13 protein-coding genes are annotated in these 18,898 nt (G+C 56.1%); 11 read left to right on the top strand and 2 right to left on the bottom strand.

Annotation, left to right across the window (positions count from 1 at the left end):
- The first annotated feature begins 466 nt into the window (after positions 1-466).
- The 5 genes from NW211_RS12440 to NW211_RS12420 all read left to right on the top strand — a co-directional run bounded on the left by NW211_RS12440 (position 467) and on the right by NW211_RS12420 (position 6,870).
- Positions 467-1,591 carry a DUF3575 domain-containing protein gene (locus NW211_RS12440; RefSeq protein WP_258328038.1) on the top strand — a complete coding sequence of 375 codons (1,125 nt, stop codon included), beginning with the start codon at positions 467-469 and terminating at the stop codon, positions 1,589-1,591.
- Positions 1,592-1,608: 17 nt separating this feature from the next.
- Positions 1,609-2,496, top strand: a complete 888-nt coding sequence (locus NW211_RS12435) for a FimB/Mfa2 family fimbrial subunit (protein WP_258328037.1) — start codon at positions 1,609-1,611, stop codon at positions 2,494-2,496.
- A gap of 98 nt (positions 2,497-2,594) precedes the next feature.
- Positions 2,595-3,476, top strand: a complete 882-nt coding sequence (locus NW211_RS12430; protein WP_258328036.1) for a fimbrillin family protein — start codon at positions 2,595-2,597, stop codon at positions 3,474-3,476.
- Between the two features lie 27 nt (positions 3,477-3,503).
- On the top strand, positions 3,504-5,051 hold the full coding sequence (locus NW211_RS12425; protein WP_258328035.1) for a fimbrillin family protein: 1,548 nt from the start codon (positions 3,504-3,506) through the stop codon (positions 5,049-5,051).
- A 22-nt stretch (positions 5,052-5,073) separates the two neighbouring features.
- Positions 5,074-6,870, top strand: a complete 1,797-nt coding sequence (locus NW211_RS12420) for a fimbrillin family protein (RefSeq protein WP_258328034.1) — start codon at positions 5,074-5,076, stop codon at positions 6,868-6,870.
- Positions 6,871-7,738: 868 nt separating this feature from the next.
- Here the strand turns inward: NW211_RS12420 and NW211_RS12415 are convergent.
- Both NW211_RS12415 and NW211_RS12410 read right to left on the bottom strand, forming a co-directional pair.
- Entirely contained in the window at positions 7,739-8,389 is a 651-nt protein-coding gene (locus tag NW211_RS12415) for a carbohydrate-binding family 9-like protein (RefSeq protein ID WP_258328033.1), read from the bottom strand.
- A 10-nt stretch (positions 8,390-8,399) separates the two neighbouring features.
- Positions 8,400-9,044, bottom strand: a complete 645-nt coding sequence (locus NW211_RS12410; protein WP_258328032.1) for a LysE family translocator — start codon at positions 9,042-9,044, stop codon at positions 8,400-8,402.
- A 303-nt stretch (positions 9,045-9,347) separates the two neighbouring features.
- Here NW211_RS12410 and NW211_RS12405 point away from each other — a divergent pair, with 303 nt between their 5' ends.
- The 6 genes from NW211_RS12405 to NW211_RS12380 all read left to right on the top strand — a co-directional run bounded on the left by NW211_RS12405 (position 9,348) and on the right by NW211_RS12380 (position 18,797).
- Positions 9,348-9,554 (top strand): hypothetical protein, encoded by a 207-nt coding sequence (locus NW211_RS12405; protein WP_258328031.1) that lies wholly within the window; start codon positions 9,348-9,350, stop codon positions 9,552-9,554.
- A 135-nt stretch (positions 9,555-9,689) separates the two neighbouring features.
- Entirely contained in the window at positions 9,690-13,382 is a 3,693-nt protein-coding gene (gene purL / locus NW211_RS12400; protein ID WP_087409538.1) for a phosphoribosylformylglycinamidine synthase, read from the top strand.
- A gap of 85 nt (positions 13,383-13,467) precedes the next feature.
- On the top strand, positions 13,468-14,871 hold the full coding sequence (locus tag NW211_RS12395; RefSeq protein ID WP_087409537.1) for an amidophosphoribosyltransferase: 1,404 nt from the start codon (positions 13,468-13,470) through the stop codon (positions 14,869-14,871).
- A gap of 192 nt (positions 14,872-15,063) precedes the next feature.
- Positions 15,064-15,936 (top strand): electron transfer flavoprotein subunit beta/FixA family protein, encoded by an 873-nt coding sequence (locus NW211_RS12390; RefSeq protein ID WP_087409536.1) that lies wholly within the window; start codon positions 15,064-15,066, stop codon positions 15,934-15,936.
- A gap of 34 nt (positions 15,937-15,970) precedes the next feature.
- Positions 15,971-16,990, top strand: a complete 1,020-nt coding sequence (locus NW211_RS12385) for an electron transfer flavoprotein subunit alpha/FixB family protein (RefSeq protein WP_087409535.1) — start codon at positions 15,971-15,973, stop codon at positions 16,988-16,990.
- A 103-nt stretch (positions 16,991-17,093) separates the two neighbouring features.
- Positions 17,094-18,797, top strand: a complete 1,704-nt coding sequence (locus tag NW211_RS12380; RefSeq protein ID WP_258328030.1) for an acyl-CoA dehydrogenase family protein — start codon at positions 17,094-17,096, stop codon at positions 18,795-18,797.
- The last annotated feature ends 101 nt before the right edge of the window (positions 18,798-18,898 follow it).

Raw genomic sequence — 18,898 nt, 5'->3', positions numbered from 1 at the left:
GCTTCTTTTTTAAACCACCACGGCGCGATATGACAAGCACGTCACCCCGCACTCGATGCAGGGTCCAGTGTGTGGGTCACCCCGCACCACGATGCGGGGTCCAGCGAGGGAGTGCGAAATGACGGGACGGCGAGGTCCGGGAAAAGAGCTCGACAACAACGGCGATACCTCTGACTTCGTTCCTCTCGACGATAAAAAAACGGACATATTCCCTCCAAAAAAGAGCAAAAAACAGGGGCTCGAAACAAAAAAATAGCGATGTTCAACATTTCAAATGTTAAAAATCAGGGCCGAAAAATTTGCTCTATCAACAATTTCTTTGCTCTATCAACAATTTTGGTTAAATTTTAACAGTGCAACGCCTCGGTTGTTAAATCCTTTAACAATCACCATTTGCATATTTCTCCTCCGAATATTATCTTTGAAATACAATCCTTCCCGATAATACCAAATCCTATATAACGACATGTTCAAAAAATTGTTGATGACCCTCGTGCTATGGGCTGTTGTATACCCACTCGTGGCACAGACACAGGGCGACACCATCTACCACTTTCGGTTCGAGCCGGGGAACGACGGCCTCTATACCGCTTACCGAAACAACGGCACCGAGCTGACCCGTCTGCTCTCGTGCGTAGTACAGAACAAAGAGGCGATACTCGCCGGCACCATCCCCATCCTGGTCGACGGCTACTGCAGCTCGCTCCACGACGAAGCGGCCGCCCGGGCCATCGCCCGCATCCGGTCCAACCGGGTGAAGAGCGAACTCATCACTCGCCAGGGGCTCACCGAAGCCTGCTTCACCACCCGCAACCACACCTCCGGCGGCGACTATGTAACGGTGCGAATCGCCATCCCCGCCCAGCCCTCCGAGAGCGGGCCGGAGCAACAGGCCGAGGCCGAACGGCTGGAGACTGAACAGCAACGCCTGAAAGCTGAACAACAACGCCTGGAGGCCGAGCAACAGCGGGCCGAAGCTGAAGCACAACGAGCCCGGCTGGAGGCCGAGAAGCAACGTCTGGAGGCCGAGAAGCAACGTCTGGAAGCAGAGAAGCAACGCCTGGAGGCCGAACGGCAGCGGGCCGAGGCCGGGCACCCGGAGCACGACTCCTACCACCTCGCCCTGCGGGCCAACCTGCTGCGCTGGGCTACCCTCACCCCCGACCTGGGTATCGAATGGCGCATCGCTCCCGCCTGGGGCCTGATGGTCAACGGCTCGTGGACCTCGTGGACCTGGGACAACAACGCCCGCCGCTATGCTCTCTGGGAGGTCTCGCCCGAGCTCCGCTGGTATCTGGGCAAGCAGAAGCGCGGCTACCTGGGCCTCCTCTACAAAGTCGGGCAGTTCAACTACAAGCTCTGCGGCACCGGCCGCCAGGGCGACCTCATGGGTGGCGGCATCACCGGCGGCTACCAGCTGCGGCTCAACCGGGCCCTGTCGCTCGACTTCAACCTCGGCTTGGGCTACCTCAATGCCGACTATGAGAAATACATCACCATCGACGGCGTACGGGTGCGTCGCGGCAACGAGACAAAGGAGTGGTGGGGACCTATCAACGCCGGTGTCACGCTGGTTTGGAAAATCTTTTAACCGTGGAGGAATCGAATATGAAAGCAAGACACTATATAAATATGATGGGAATGGCAGCCGCCGTGCTGCTCTCTTCCTGCGTGAAGGACACGCTTTATGACACGCCGCATCCCGACTACGGGAAGATTGCGGTGACAGCCGACTGGTCGGCCCGCGGTGAGGGCATCGACATACCTGCCACATGGACGGTCAACATGGGCGACTATACGGGTACGGAGACTTCCGCCACCCATACACCCGACCATCTGTTTGCTCCGGGCAGCTACACCCTTGCGGTGTGGAACCCGGCTGAAGGAATCACGGTAAGCGGCACCACCGCCACCGTTGCCGCAGCCACGGGAAACCGGGCAGGCACGGATGCCTTTGTGAACAATACTCCGGGATGGTTCTTCACCTATACGGAACAGTTGAGCATCGAGAAAGACAAGGACTATCCGCTGACCGCCGCGATGAAGCAGCAGGTGCGCGAGCTGACGCTTGTCGTCGAGCCTACCGGTGATGCCGCCGGACGCATCACGGAGATTATTGCCCATCTGACGGGTGCAGCCGGGACACTCGACTTCGCTACCGATACCTACGGAGCCGCTTCGAACGTCGTGCTGCCCTTCACCAAGATTACCGAAGGGGCCGATGCCGGCAAGTGGAAAGCCACGGTGCGGCTGCTGGGTGTGACCGGCACGGAACAGCTGCTGACGGGCGAAATCCGCTATGCTGACGGCAACCCGACACCCACCACGCTGAAAAGCGACCTTACGGAAGCTCTCGCGGCCTTCAACACCGGAAAGGGCGAATCGCTGACCCTCGGCGGAACGCTGGTTGAGACTCCCGAAGGCATGGAAGTGGACGGAGCCGGAATTACCGGCTGGGAAGAAGTGAAAGGTGATGATGTAAATGCCGATTTGTAAATAATTAGCAAACCGAACGCAGAAGCAAAGCTGGATTTGATTATGCTGAGGTACAGCAATTATTGAAATGGAATTTAACAAATATAATGACAGATATAATGAAGACAAGATTTTTTGCACTTGCGGCGCTCGCCCTCGCACTGGCAGCCTGCAATAACGACAACGAGATTCTGAACAATGACGGTCCCGTGGCCGCCCGGTTTATCGCCGACATCGCCCCCGCCACCCGCGCCAGCGGAACCGCCTGGGCGGAACGTGACGAGATAGGCATCTCCGAAAGCCGCTTCGGCTACACCAACGTGCCATACCGGTGGGAAAGCGGGAAGTTCACACCGACAGGAACCATTATCTTCTTCCAAGATGATGACCCGACCACCTTCTCCGCCTACTATCCTTACGATGCGGACGGTGGGACACTGACCGCCACCACCGATGCCACGGCGCAGCAGAACCAGCCCGCCATGGACTTCCTCTATGCCACCGGTGCCACTGCCAGTACGCACAATCCTGAAGTGAACTTTACCGACGACACTGATGCAGGCGGCAAGGACTGTTCCTTCCACCACTGCATGAGTCAGATTACGCTCACCTTCAAGGCAGGAAGCGGTGTGGACTTCAATACCATCAAACCCACCGGCTACACACTCTCCGGACTGGTGCTGGAGGGCAGCTTCGACACCACCACCGGCACGGCAGAAACGGATGCGAACGCACAGACAGCCGACCTTACAATGGAACTGGACGGCGCACTCACCTCGTCGGTCATCCTCTTCCCGCAGTCAACGACAAGTATCGAACTGAGCGTGTACTACAGCAGCCAGCCCTACACCGCCACGCTCACCGTTCCCGACGGCGCACTGAAGGCAGGCAACAACTACACCTACACCGTCACCGTCCGCAACAAGGACCTGAGCATCAGCTCTGCCACTATCAGCGACTGGAACCCGGTGAACGGCGGCAATGTGAACGCAGACCTTTAAGTATATCATTCCTAAAAGACTAAGAATATGAACAACAGACTTCCATTGCATATACTGTCCGCAGCAACCGTCCTGCTTTTTGCAGCGACCGCCTGCACACAGGACGAACTGGCGGAAGGCACGCTGCCCGAAGGCGAGTATCCATTGGTAATCCGCGCCACCGGCCTGCAAGCCGTGGCAACCCCGGCATCCACCCGTGCCACGGTGGACGGCAACTGGGACGGAGTCACCTCCGTAGCTCTCAGTGTGGGCGGCACGGTGAAGGAATACGATGTGACGGCATCCGATGCCGACGGCTACAAGACTGCCATCCTGAGCAGCGACACCGACCCCTTCTGGTGGACAAGCCGCGAGGACATCACCGTTTCGGCATGGTGGCCATACGGCACCACGATGCCCGATGTGGTAGTAAAGGCCGACCAAAGCACGAAGGAAGGCTTCGAGGGCAGCGACTTCATCTCCGCCGAAGCCCAGACCGTGCAGTTCGACCACCCGATGCTTGAGTTCAGCCACCGCACGGCGCGTATAACGGTTCTTCTTAAACCGGGAGACGGCATCCCGAGCGTGACGGGAGCCGATGTTTCCGTGACCGGCTTGAGCACGGATAACGGCAATCCCGCCACTATCAAAACATACGCGCCGGACGGCGACACCTACGAAGCCCTCACCGCACCGCAGACCGTGAAGGCGAATACACCGTTCATACAGGTGGATTTAGGCGGAGGTACTTACTATTTCCGTCCGCATAGCGATGTGGTGCTGGCAGCCGGCAGCCGCTATACCTACACCGTCAGTGTCACCGCCAAAGGACTGGAACTGGCAGGCTGCACCATCGGCGGCTGGACTGACGGCGGCGGCGAGAGCGGCACGGCAGAGGATTTGGGTTATTTCATACAGGACGACGGCAGCTACACAGTCTATAACGCTAACGGCCTGAAGGAATGGGCAGAGGCTGTGCAAAGCGACCTCTCGCTGAACTGCACCTTGACCGAAGACATCAATATGACGGGCAAGGAGTGGACACCGATAGGTAATAGCTTTCAAACATACAACGGCACTTTCGACGGACAGGGGTACAGCATCACGGGATTAAATGCTTCATCGCTTTTTGGAGGAATAGGAGAAAGTGCAACGGTAAAGAATCTGCAACTCGTGGATGTAGAATTATACGAATCAAGCGGAGGTACAGCCGGTATAGTGACTAATAATTACGGTCAAGTCATTGCCTGCTCCGTAACGGGGAAGATTGACGCTTTCAGTGCTGTCAGTGGTATAGCCTACGCAAATCAAGGCAGCATCACCGCCTGCTGGTTCGACGGAACATTAAAAGAGAATGCAAGTGGAGGTATAGTAAATTATAATTTTAGCATTGGTTCTATAACAGCTTGCTATTGGCGTGCTAATACAGACAAAGGAGTATACAATAATGAAGGAGGAACGGTAGAAACCACGAAGGTCAACGACGGCGACTCCTGGCAGACAGCCGTCGATGGCATGAACCCCGCTCTCACCGGCAACGACTATCAATGGAAACTTGGCACGGACGGCCTGCCCGTACTGCAAAAGAAACAATAACAACCCCTAAACAACACGCATCATGAAACGAACAACCATCCATATATCCGCAGCCCTCGCCCTGCTGCTCGGCCTTGCCGCCTGCACGCAGGACGAAGCGGGCTTCCTGCCGGAAGGGGCGGAAGGCACACCCATCGTCTTCACCGCCACGGGGCTGAACCCCGACGCGACAGCCACCGCCGGTACCCGTGCCCCCGTGGACGGCAACTGGGAAGGGGTCTCTTTAGTGGGCGTCCTGATGGGCGGCACGGTGAAGGCGTACGACGTGACGCCCACCACCGCCGACAACACCAGCGCCACGCTGACCTCCGATGACCCGCACTACTGGACCAACCACGATAACATCACCGTCACGGCGTGGTGCCCCTACACCGAGGGCGAGACCACCCCGCCTGCCGTGGTGGTAAGAGCCGACCAAAGTTCGCCGACTGACTTCGAGGGAAGCGACTTTATTTCCGCCGAGAACCAGCCGGTGAGCTACGGCAACCCCACGCTCCGCTTCACCCACCGCACGGCGCGGGTGACCGTCGTCCTGACGGACTACACCGAGGAGCGGATGTTCGTGCGGCTGACAGGCCTCTCCACCGAGAATGGAAACCCGGCTGTAATCGCCCCGTATGACAAGGGCGGTGACACCTACACTGCGCTCGTAGCCCCGCAAAGTGTGGCAACGGGCACAGCCTTCATCACCTGCAAATTCACCAACGGCAAGGTCTTCGTCTATAAGATGAAGAACGATGCCGAATGGAAAGCGGGCGAGGAATATACCTACACCGTCTCCCTCGCTGCGGCAAAAGACCCGGGATACACCATAGAGGGCGACGGCAGCTACACCGTCACCACCGCCGATGGGCTGAAAAATGTAGCCAAGCTGGTGAACGAAGAGGGCAAGACCGACATCAACATCACCCTTGACACAGACCTCACCCTGACGGGAGAGTGGACGCCGATAGGCACTGAAAGCCAACCATACACCGGCACCTTCGACGGCGGCAACCATACCATCACGGGGCTGAAGATTGACCAATCGGGAACGGACAATGTAGGACTGATTGGCCGTCTCGGCAGCGGAGGCAAGGTGCAGGACGTAACGCTGACAGAAGTGAACGTAACAGGTGGCACGTACGTCGGCGGCATTGCGGGACAGACCGATGGCACTGTAGAGAATTGCTCGGTCAATGGCACGGTGACAGGACAAAACCAGACCGGCGGTATCGTAGGACGAAATTTTAGCACCATCTCCGGCTGCTCAGCGGAAGGGACTGTGACGGGTAATACCAATGTCGGTGGAATATCCGGACTCTGTGTTCCTAATTATGACACAGGAACCGGCAGCTTAATCGGGTCAACCATCGAGGGCTGCCATTCCACAGCGGCTGTATCGGGCATTAGCTCTGTCGGCGGCGTGGTGGGCAACTTGGGAAATGGCTGCTCGCTCATGGCCTGCTACTCCACGGGCAACGTTACTGCCACGATAACGTATGGTCACGCTAATGTCGGCGGCGTGGTGGGTATAAACGGCCAAGGTACCGTAACCGCCTGCTATCACGCCACGGGCGAAATCACCAGTTCAGTAGGAGATAGAATCGGCGGCATCGCTGGCTGCAATGACCAAAGTACTTTCACCGCCTGCTACTGGGAGAACAATCAGGAACAAGGCACCGGTTCTAACAACGGCAAGGATGACACTCATAAGGTGGACGGAATCGTCACCTGGCAGACGGCTGTTGATGCCATGAACGCCGCATTGAACGGCTCAGGTTGGCAGTACGAACTCAAAGACGGCAACAGCCTGCCTACCCTGAAGAAAGAACAGTAAACCGTCGGTCGTCGTGTCACCCCGCACCACGATGCGGGGTCCAGTGGCGAGAGTCACCCCGCACAGCGATGCGGGGTCCAGTGGCGTGAGTCACCCCGCACAGCGATGCGGGGTCCAGTGGCGGGTATTTCCTGGATACCGCGTCGTAGCGCGGCATGACGTGAAGCACCGCGTCGTAGCGCGGTATGACCGAGAGGGTATTTCTGGATACCGCGTCGCACCGGGTCACCCCGCACCACGATGCGGGGTCCAGAAAAGTGCCTCTTGTGGGTATTGCCTTTGCCCGTATTTCCCGCCCGGGTATTCCTGGATTCCGCATCAAGTGCGGAATGACGAGGTGGGTATTTCCTGGATTCCGCGTCACACCGGGTCACCCCGCACTACGATGCGGGGTCCATTGGCGTGAGTCACCCCGCACAGCGATGCGGGGTCCAGAGAGGAAAGGCGAGGCATTCATTTGCCGGTATTCCCCCTGCCCGTATTTTCTGGATTCCGCGTCACACCGGGTCACCCCGCACCACGATGCGGGGTCCATTGGTGGGTATTCCTGGATTCCGCATCACACCGGGTCACCCCGCACAGCGATGCGGGGTCCAGAAAAGTGCCTCTTGTGGGTATTGCCTTTGCCGATATTCCTGGATTCCGCATCAAGTGCGGAATGACGAGACGGCGGGGTCCAGCGAGGGAAGGCGAGGCATTCATTTGCCCATATTTCTGGATACCGCGTCGTAGCGCGGTATGACGTGGAGCACCGCAGTATGACGAGGAAGTACGAAATGACCGGGACAGCGGTATTCAACCGATAAAAAAAAAGGTATCCCCTCACGACAGAGAGAATACCTTATATCTATCTTGGAAAAGCTCTATTTTACTTGAACCGCAGTTCGCCGAAGTATTCGGGGCGGTGGAAGTCGGGTTTCTCGACCGGAATGGGCGACCAACTGAGGTAGTGCGGCAGCGACGAGCCGTCGGCACATTTGTAGAAGTTGGCAGCCACGGCCTCGGGCAGATGTTCGCCGTCGAGACCCACGAGGTCGAAAGGAATAGCCACGAGCAGCTCCCACGAGAAGAGCCCCTCCATCTCGCGGAAAGGCTTGTTGCCTGCCGACGCGTAGCGTTTGATGCGGGCCATCTTCTCGGGCGAGAAGTGCTCGGCGTCGGAGCGGCTGGTGCGACGGGCGGCCAGAGCCGTGCCGATGCAGTTGAATTCGAAGTTGTAATAGTATTTTTCGCCGGGAATCTGCACGAAAAACTCTACGCAGCTATCTTGCCACACCGGCGAGTTGTCGGTGCTGTTGACAGCCAGCAGGTAGTTGCCCCGCACGAAATAGTCGATATAGAGATACTCCTTGTCGCGGGCAATCGTAAACGATACAATAGGTTTATAGGGAAATTCATGGGGCCAATCGACACAGTCGATAGCCTGTCGCACACCCTGAGTCTCGAGCACCTCGGAGACTTGTGCCAACGGTTTGTCGCTCAACCCGGCGACAAAAGGTACTTCAATAACTTTTTTCATGATGTTTATCTTAATGTAATATATAATCTTTTATCCCCCACACAAATCCGAAAACAGACATGACGATGATGATGATACCGATAGCGCGGTTGATAAACCAGATGCTGCGCACATTGAACCGCGAACGCACTTTATTGATGACATAGGTAATGAAAAACCACCAGCCCACCGCTCCGATGAGGATAGAGAGATAGCCCACGACATGGTGCCACAACTGCGATTCGGGCAGGAAGAAGTTGAAACGGGCAAACAGACCTATATACAGGAACAGAATAAGCGGATTGGAGAAGGTGAGCAGGAAGGCGGTAATGAAATCTTGCGTATAGGAATTGATCGACGAGTTGGCTTTGCGGATATTCTTCGCCGGGTTCTGCCGGTAGAGATAGAGGCCGAAGCCCACCAGCACCAGGCTGCCCAGAATCTGCAATACATTCTGATTGGCTTCGATAAAATCGATAACAATCGACATACCCAACCCTGTGAGCAGGGCATATATCAGGTCGGACAACGCGGCTCCCAGCCCCGTAACGAATCCCGACCAACGCCCCTTGTTGAGCGTGCGCTGGATACACAATATCCCTATCGGCCCCATAGGTGCCGATACCAATATGCCGATGGCCAATCCTCGAATAATCGTATAGAGCGCTAAATTCATACAGTCTAAAAACTATCCTATCCCGCCGGGAAAATTCCGGCAAGGGAATGCAAAGATAGTACAAGCCGGGGGGAGAAACAAATTTATTTTACCCTTACACAACAGGAACTACCGTTGCTTCTCGGACAAATATACAAGATTATGTTAGAAAATTACCATTTGTTTTATCGATTTTTATCTGAGAAGTGCAGGATTTTCGCTACCTTTGACTTCCGGAAACGACATTATCACTTTTTTAATGGTTCCGCAGCAAGGGCCGCACAACAACGATACCCGAAACACTGTGCTTACCGATCAAGACTTATGAACGACAAAAAAGAGAAACGCCCACGCCTCGCCCGCTACATTGCCATAGGTATGCTGCTGGGCCTTTCCCTCGGGGCGGGCATGAAGAATATCCCGACCGGCATGGGCATAGGCCTTGCCTTGGGCATGATGTTTTATCGACTCTCCTCCAAACCCGACCAGGGGAAGGAGGACAAAAGGAAAAATAACGACTTGACCGATTAAAGTCATTCCCCTCTTTTTGCGAGGATATTCCAGAGATTTTATGTAATTTTGCTGCCGAAACCCATAGATCTTTTTCCCTGCCTCCTTTCAAGAGAGGAGCGGGAATACAACCATACCACTAAAAAACAAGACATAATGGTCATTCTTTTCAAAACCCCCGTTCAAAACATTATCGCGGTCGAGGCCGACCATGCCTTTTCGGCCGAAGAGACCCAAAAGTTATCCTGGCTTTTCGGAGAGGCCGAGCAACTCGCACAGCCCACGCTGTCGGGTTGGTTCGTAGGACCGCGCAAAGAGATGATTACCCCGTGGAGTACCAATGCGGTAGAGATTACGCAAAACATGGGACTCACCGGCATTACCCGCATCGAGGAGTTCTTCCCGGTCGAGAACGACCAGGCCGAGTTTGACAAGATGCTGCAACGACTCTACCACGGCATCGACGGCCAGATTTTCGAAATCGACAAACGTCCCGACCCCATCGTCTACATTGACGACCTGGCTGCCTACAACGAGCAAGAGGGGCTGGCCTTGAGCTCCGACGAAATCAACTACCTCAACGAGCTGAGCCGTAAAATCGGCCGCAAGCTCACCGACAGCGAGGTGTTCGGTTTCTCGCAGGTAAACTCGGAGCACTGCCGCCACAAAATCTTCAACGGAGTGTTTATCATCGACGGAGAGGAGAAAGAGAGCTCGCTCTTCAAGCTCATCAAGAAGACATCGGAGTACAACCCCAACCGCCTGGTATCGGCCTACAAGGACAATGTGGCTTTCAATGCCGGCCCGGTGGTCGAGCAGTTTGCCCCGGTGAATCCGCAACAACCCGACTTTTTTGAAATCAAAGACATAAAGACCGTCATCTCGCTCAAGGCCGAGACGCACAACTTCCCCACCACGGTCGAGCCCTTCAACGGTGCCGCTACCGGTACGGGTGGTGAGATTCGCGACCGTCTGGGCGGTGGCCGTGCCAGCTTGCCTATTGCCGGTACTGCCGTATATATGACGGCCTATCCCCGCACCGAAGAGGGCCGCGAGTGGGAAGAGGGGGCCATGGCTCCCCGCCCCTGGCTCTACCAGACGCCCGAGCAGATTTTGATCAAGGCGTCGAACGGTGCCTCGGACTTCGGTAACAAATTCGGACAGCCCCTCATCTGCGGCTCGCTGCTCACCTTCGAGCATGCCGAGAACGGCAAGAAGTTCGCCTTCGACAAGGTAATCATGCTGGCCGGCGGTGTGGGTTTCGCCAACATGCGCGACGCCCTGAAAGGTACCCCCGTTCCCGGCGAGAAGGTCGTGGTGATGGGTGGCGACAACTACCGCATCGGTATGGGTGGCGGCGCCGTTTCGTCGGTCGAGACAGGACAGTATGCCAATGCCATCGAGCTGAATGCCGTACAACGGGCCAACCCCGAAATGCAGAAACGTGTATCGAACGTGATACGTGCCATGTCGGAAGCCGACGAGAACCCCATCGTCTCCATCCACGACCACGGTGCCGGCGGTCACCTCAACGCCCTCTCGGAACTTGTGGAGGAGACGGGTGGTGTCATCGACATGGACAAGCTCCCGGTGGGCGACCCCACCCTCTCGGCCAAGGAAATCGTAGGTAACGAGAGTCAGGAGCGCATGGGTATCGTCATCCACGAAGAAGATATTGACCGCATCCGCCAGATAGCCGACCGCGAGCGCGCCCCCTTCTACGTAGTGGGCGAGACGACCGGTGACCACCGCTTCGTATTCCGTCAGGCCGACGGGGTGAAACCCATCGACCTGGCCATGGACGACATGTTCGGCAAGGCACCCCGCACGGTGATGACCGACCACACGGTTACCGAGACGTACGAAGATGTAACTTACAACCAGGCTCAGCTCGACGAGTATGTAGAGCGTGTGCTCCAGCTCGAGGCCGTAGCCTGCAAAGACTGGCTCACCAACAAGGTAGACCGCTCGGTAACGGGTAAGATTGCCCGCCAGCAATGCCAGGGCGAGATTCAGCTGCCGTTGAGCGACTGCGGTGTGGTTGCACTCGACTACCGCGGCCGCGCCGGTATCGCCACCTCGATAGGCCATGCCCCGCAAGCTGCCCTGGTAGACCCGGCCGCCGGTTCGGTACTCTCGATTGCCGAAGCGCTCACCAACATCGTGTGGGCTCCGCTGGCCGAGGGTCTCGACAGCGTATCGCTGAGCGCCAACTGGATGTGGCCCTGCAAAAACGAGGGCGAAGATGCCCGCCTCTACCGCGCCGTGGAGGCTTGCAGCGACTTTGCCTGCTCGCTGGGCATCAACATCCCCACCGGCAAGGACAGCCTCTCGATGACTCAGAAATATGGCAACGACAAGGTCTATTCGCCGGGTACGGTCATCATCTCGGCCGGAGCCGAAGTGTCGGACATCCGCAAAGTGGTTTCGCCCGTGCTGCGTACCGGCATCGAAAGCACCGTTTACTATATCGACTTCTCGTTCGACCGGCTGAAGCTGGGCGGTTCGGCCTTTGCCCAATCGCTCAACAAGGTAGGTAAAGAGGTTCCCACTGTACAAGACAGCGAGTATTTTGCCGCCGCCTTCAACGCCGTACAGGAGCTGGTGAAGAAAGAGCTGATTCTGGCCGGTCACGACATCTCGGCCGGCGGTATGATTACCACGCTGCTCGAAATGAATTTTGCCAATACCGAGGGCGGTCTGGAAGTATCGCTCGACGAAATACCCGAAAAGGATCTGGTGAAGATTCTCTTCAGCGAAAACCCGGGCATCCTCATCCAGGTAGAGAAGTGCGAAGAGGTAGAGAAGATTCTCAAACACGCCGGTGTCGCCTTCATCAAGCTGGCCCGTCCCTGCGAAGAGCGTCACCTGCTCATCCATAAGGATGGTGCCGACTACCAGTTCTTCATCGACCACCTGCGCGACGTATGGTTCGAATCGTCTTACCTGCTCGACCGCAAACAGAGCGGCGAAGAGGCTGCCAAGGCCCGTTTCCTCAACTACAAGGAGCAACCCCTGCAATACAGTTTTGCCCCGTCGTTCACCGGCACGCTGGCCCAGTATGGCATCTCGGCCGACCGCCGCACCCGCAGTGGCGTGAAAGCCGCCATCATCCGCGAGAAGGGTGTGAACGGCGACCGCGAAATGGCCTACTCGCTCTACCTGGCCGGCTTCGACGTGAAAGACGTGCACATGACCGACCTCATCAGCGGCCGCGAAACCCTCGACGACGTGAACATGATTGTATACTGCGGCGGTTTCTCGAACAGCGACGTGCTGGGCTCGGCCAAAGGTTGGGCCGGCGGTTTCCTCTGGAACGAGAAGGCCAAGGCTGCACTCGACCGCTTCTACAGCCGCCCCGACACGTTGAGTCTGGGTATCTGCAACGGCTGCCAGCTCATGGTCGAACTGGGCCTGCTCACCCCCGACCACGCCGAGAAACCCAAGATGCGCCACAACGATTCGCACAAGTTCGAATCGGAGTTCATCGGACTCACCATCCCGCAGAACAACTCGGTGATGTTCGGCTCGCTCTCGGGCTCGAAGCTGGGCATCTGGGTAGCTCACGGCGAAGGCAAATTCGAATTGCCGTACGACAAAGAGCGCTACCACATCGTGGCACAGTATACCTACGACGCTTACCCGGCCAACCCCAACGGTTCGCCCTACGCTATTGCCGGTATCGCTTCGGCCGACGGCCGTCACCTGGCCATGATGCCCCACCTCGAACGGGCTATCTTCCCCTGGCAGTGCGGCTACTATCCCGCCGACCGCCGGAACGACGAGGTAACCCCGTGGATCGAAGCCTTTGTCAACGCCCGCAAATGGGTAGAACAACACACCAAATAACACCGTATATTCCGCAGAGCGGGAGGGCATCGTCGCCCTCTCGCTCTGTTCATTTTAACACAACAATAACCATTACCACAACACTATGGGAGGATTTTTTGGTACTATAAAGAGAGAATCGTGCGTAACCGACCTCTTCTACGGGGTAGATTACAATTCGCACCTGGGCACCAAACGCGCCGGTATCGTGACCTACGGCAACGGCGTATTCAAACGGGCGATACACAATATCGAGAACTCGTATTTCCGCTCGAAGTTCGAGGCCGAGCTGCCCGAATTTTCAGGCAACTCGGGTATCGGCGTCATCAGCGACACCGACGCTCAACCCATCATCATCAGTTGTCACCTGGGCAAATTTGCCATCGTCACCGTGGCCAAAATCAACAACGTCGAAGAGCTCGAAAAAGAGCTGTTGGCCAGCGGCAACCACTTCAGCGAACACAGCAACAACATCATCAACCAGTCGGAACTGGTGTCGATGATTATCAGCCAGGGCAAAGACTACGTCGAGGGCATCCGCCTGGTACAGGAGAAAATCAAAGGCTCCTGCTCCATGCTGCTGCTCACCGAACAGGGCATCATCGCCGCCCGCGACAAGTACGGCCGTACCCCCATCCTGATAGGCCGCGGAGAGAACGGATACGCCGTGTCGTCGGAGACCTGCAGTTTCCCCAACCTGGGGTATGAACTCTGCTACAACATAGGCCCCGGCGAAATCGTGCGCCTCACGGCCGACGGTTACGAAACCCTGGCCCAGCCCGGCAAGAAGATGCAGATATGCTCGTTCCTGTGGGTATACTACGGCTATCCGGCCTGTGAATACGAGGGGAAGAACGTCGAGGAGATGCGCTTCCACACCGGTTTCGAGATGGGCAAAAGCGACGATATCGAAGCCGACTTCGTGTCGGGTATCCCCGACTCGGGTGTAGGCATGGCCCTGGGCTATGCCGTAGGCAAACAGATTCCCTACCAACGGGGCATTGTCAAGTACACCCCCACCTGGCCTCGCAGCTTCACCCCCTCGAACCAAGCCATGCGCGAACTCGTGGCCAAGATGAAACTGATTCCCAACAAGACCATGCTCAACGGTAAAAAGGTAGTATTCTGCGACGACTCGATCGTGCGGGGCACCCAGTTGCGCGACAACGTATCGGACCTCTACCGCTACGGCGCCCGGGAGGTGCATATGCGCATCAGTTGCCCGCCCCTGCTCTACCCCTGCAAGTTTCTCAACTTCACCGCCTCGAAGAGCGAAATGGAGCTCATCACCCGGCGTACCATCGCCGAGCTCGAAGGCGACCCCGACAAGAACATCGAGGCATACGCCCGCACCCATTCGCCCCAATACAACTGCATGGTCAACTGCATCTGCAAGAAGTTGAAGATTACATCGCTCAAATTCAACCCGCTGGAGACCCTGGTCGAATCGATAGGTCTGCCCAAGGAGTGCATCTGCACACACTGTTTCGACGGCAGCAGCTACGAATAGGCACCGTCCCCCCTACGGGATAAAGGCCTAAACCTCTATACCACCGCCCGATACAGCCCTGTCGCGTGGAGGTATGGAGGTTTTTTCCGCTAAAAGATTGATAATAACAATCATTTTTGTAATTTTGCAAGTCAGCAATAATACGACACAAAACATAAGAATATTTATAAATCATAAATCTCACATTAAATTATGAGTCTTAAAATCGTAGTATTGGCCAAACAAGTGCCCGATACCAGAAATGTGGGGAAAGATGCCATGAAAGAGGACGGAACCATCAATCGTGCCGCCCTGCCCGCTATCTTCAACCCCGAAGATTTGAATGCCTTGGAACAGGCTCTGCAACTGAAAGAACAGAATCCGGGTTCAACGATTACCCTGCTCACGATGGGTCCTCCCCGTGCGGCCGAGATTATCCGCGAAGGTCTCTTCCGCGGTGCCGACGGTGGTATCGTGCTTACCGACCGCGCTTTTGCCGGTGCCGATACGCTGGCTACCTCATACGCCCTCTCATGTGCTGTGCGTAAAATCAAAGACTACGACATCATTCTGGGCGGTCGTCAGGCTATCGACGGCGACACGGCTCAAGTAGGTCCTCAGGTGGCCGAGAAGCTGGGTATCCCCCAAGTGACTTATGCCGAGCAAATACTCAAAATCGAGAACGGCAAAGCAACCGTTAAACGTCGTCTCGAGCGTGGTGTCGAGACCGTAACGGTACCCCTGCCCGCCGTCATCACCGTAAACGGTTCGGCCGACGAATGCCGTCCCCGCAACGCCAAACTCGTGCAACGCTACAAATATGCCAAGACGCCCAGCGAAAAACAGGGTCTCAGCGAAGAGTGCCTCAAGCTTTACGAGGAGCGTCCGGCCCTGAACCTCTACGAATGGAGTGTAAACGATGTCGATGCCGACCTCACGCAGGTAGGTCTCGCCGGTTCGCCCACCAAGGTAAAAGCCGTACAAAACGTAGTATTCCAAGCCAAAGAAAGCAAGCAGCTCACGGCAGCCGACAACGAAATCGAAGACCTCGTAAAAGAGTTGATCGCCAATCACACCATTGGTTAATGCCCGTGTACTATGAACTAAAAAACTAACGATTATGAACAATCTGATTGTATATTGCGAAATAGAAGACGGCATTATCGCCGATGTGAGCCTCGAACTGCTCACCAAAGGTCGTTCGTTGGCCAATCAACTCAACTGTAAACTCGAAGCCCTCGTCATCGGCAGCAACCTCGACGGCGTAGAGAAACAGATATTCCCCTACGGGGCCGACACGGTTTATACCGTAGACGATCCCCGCCTCTATCCCTACACCTCGATTCCCCACACTTCGGTACTGGTTCACCTCTTCAAGGAACAGAAACCCCAAGTGTGCCTGATGGGTGCCACCAGCATCGGCCGCGACCTGGGTCCGCGCGTATCGTCGTCGCTCCATAGCGGTCTGACGGCCGACTGTACGGCTCTCGAAATCGGCCCGCACGAGGACAAGAAAAACAACAAGACCTACGAAAACCTGTTGTACCAGATTCGTCCCGCCTTCGGTGGTAACATCGTGGCCACCATCGTCAACCCCGAGTGCCGCCCGCAAATGGCAACCGTGCGCGAGGGTGTGATGAAGAAAGAGATTTACGACCCCAACTACAAAGGCGAGGTAGTGAAACTCGACCCGAAAAAATATGTATCCGATACCGACTTCGTAGTCGAGGTTATCGACCGCCAGATGGAGAAATCGAAAGCCAACATCAAGGGCGCTTCGATTATCGTAGCCGGTGGTTACGGCATGGGCTCGAAAGAGAACTTCGACATGCTCTTCGACCTGGCTGCTACGCTGGGTGCCGAGGTAGGTGCTTCGCGTGCCGCCGTCGATGCCGGCTTTGTAGAACACGACCGTCAAATCGGCCAAACGGGTGTAACGGTACGTCCCAAACTCTATATCGCTTGCGGTATCTCGGGACAAATCCAGCACATCGCCGGTATGCAGGACAGCTCGATCATTATCTCGATCAACAGCGACCCCAACGCTCCTATCAACACGATTGCCGACTATGTAATCACCGGTACGGTCGAAGAGGTAGTTCCCAAACTGATCAAATACTACAAGAAGAACTCCAAATAATCGCACACGCTGCCACCATAGCCGTGCCGCGAGAAGACCTCCGGCCGAAGAAAGCCGCGTGAAAAGGAGTTTTCATTCATATATGAAAAAGTAAAAACAAAATATGGCTAATTTCTTTTTAGACAACAGTGATCTGAAACATCACTTGCACCACCCGCTCATGGAGAAGCTGGTGGCCTTACGGGAACGGAACTACTCCGATGCCGAAAAATACGACTATGCGCCCTTCAACTTCGAAGACGCCATGGACAGTTATGAAAAGGTGCTCGAAATCGCCGGTGAAATCAGCGGCGAAATCGTAGCTGCCAACGCCGAAGACGTAGACCACGAGGGTCCCCACGTAGTCGACGGCCACGTAGTATATGCCAAAGGTACGCAGAAGAACCTCGATGCCCTGGTAAAAGCCGGCCTGATGGGTATCTCGATGCCCCGCCGCTACAACGGCCTCAACTTCTCGCTCGTGCCCTACATCATGGCAGCCGATATGGTGAGCCGCGCCGATGCCGGTTTCGTAAACATCTGGGGTCTGCAAGACTGCGCCGAGACCATCTACGAATTTGCCAGCGAAGAGCAGAAACAGAAATACCTGCCCCGTGTATGCGCCGGTGAAACCATGGCCATGGACCTGACCGAGCCCGATGCCGGTTCGGACCTCCAGGCCGTCATGCTCAAAGCCACTTACAGCGAAGCCGACGGCTGCTGGTATCTGAACGGTGTGAAACGATTCATCACCAACGGCGACGGCCACATTGCCCTCGTGTTGGCCCGTTCGGAAGAAGGGACCAAAGACGGCCGCGGATTGTCGATGTTCATCTACGACCGCAACAGCGGCGGCGTAACGGTTCGCCGCATCGAGAACAAGATGGGTATCAAAGGCTCTCCTACCTGCGAACTCGTGTTCAAGAACGCCAAAGCCGAGCTCTGCGGCAGCCGCAAGCTGGGTCTTATCAAATATGTAATGGCCCTGATGAACGGTGCCCGTCTGGGTATCGCCGCCCAATCGGTAGGTGTATCCGAGGCCGCTTACCGCGAAGCCATCGCCTACGCCCGCGACCGTAAACAATTCGGCAAACCCATCATCGAGTTCCCCGCCGTATACGAAATGATTTCGTTGATGAAAGCCAAACTCGACGCATCGCGTTCGCTCCTCTACGAGACGACCCGTTTCGTCGACATGTACAAGACCTACGAGGACATTGCCAAAGAGCGCTCGCTCGAGCCCGAAGAACGTGCCGAGATGAAAGCCTACCAGAAACTGGCCGACGCCTTCACCCCTCTGGCCAAAGGCATGTCGAGCGAATTCTGCAACCAGAACGCCTATGACTGCGTGCAGGTACACGGCGGTTCGGGCTTTATGAAAGACTACGCCTGCGAGCGTATCTACCGCGATGCCCGCATCACCTCGATCTACGAAGGTACCACCCAGCTGCAGGTAGTAGCCGCTATCCGCCACGTGACCACCGGCACCTTCCTCCACCAGATCGAAGCCTACGAGGCTGCCGCCATCGCTCCCGAACTGGAGCCCCTGCGCGACCGCCTCAAAGCCATGAAAGAGGCCTATGTAAAAGCTGTCGAATCGGTTACCGAAACCAAAGACAACGAATACATCGACTTCCAGGCTCGCCGCATGGTCGAGATGGCCGGACACATCATCATGGGTCACCTGCTGCTCGCCGACACCACGCGCAACGAATCGTTCCGTCACTCGGCCGAGGTATACATCAACTTCGGTGAGGCCGAGGTAGCCAAACACGCTGCCTTCATCGCCCACTTCAAACCCGAAATGATGGCCGACTATCGCAAGTAACGAGAACGATATACCCCCTATCAGAGAAAGAGTTCGATACAATATCGAGCTCTTTCTTTTTTATCTATGTGACTGAAAATAGAAATGGGCCTCAAGAGTCT

The sequence above is a fragment of the Barnesiella sp. ET7 genome, assembly GCF_024733785.1.
Taxonomy (GTDB): Bacteria; Bacteroidota; Bacteroidia; order Bacteroidales; family Barnesiellaceae; genus Barnesiella; species Barnesiella merdigallinarum.
Note: the sequence above shows the minus strand (reverse complement) of the source record. Positions and strands in the feature narration are given on the sequence as shown.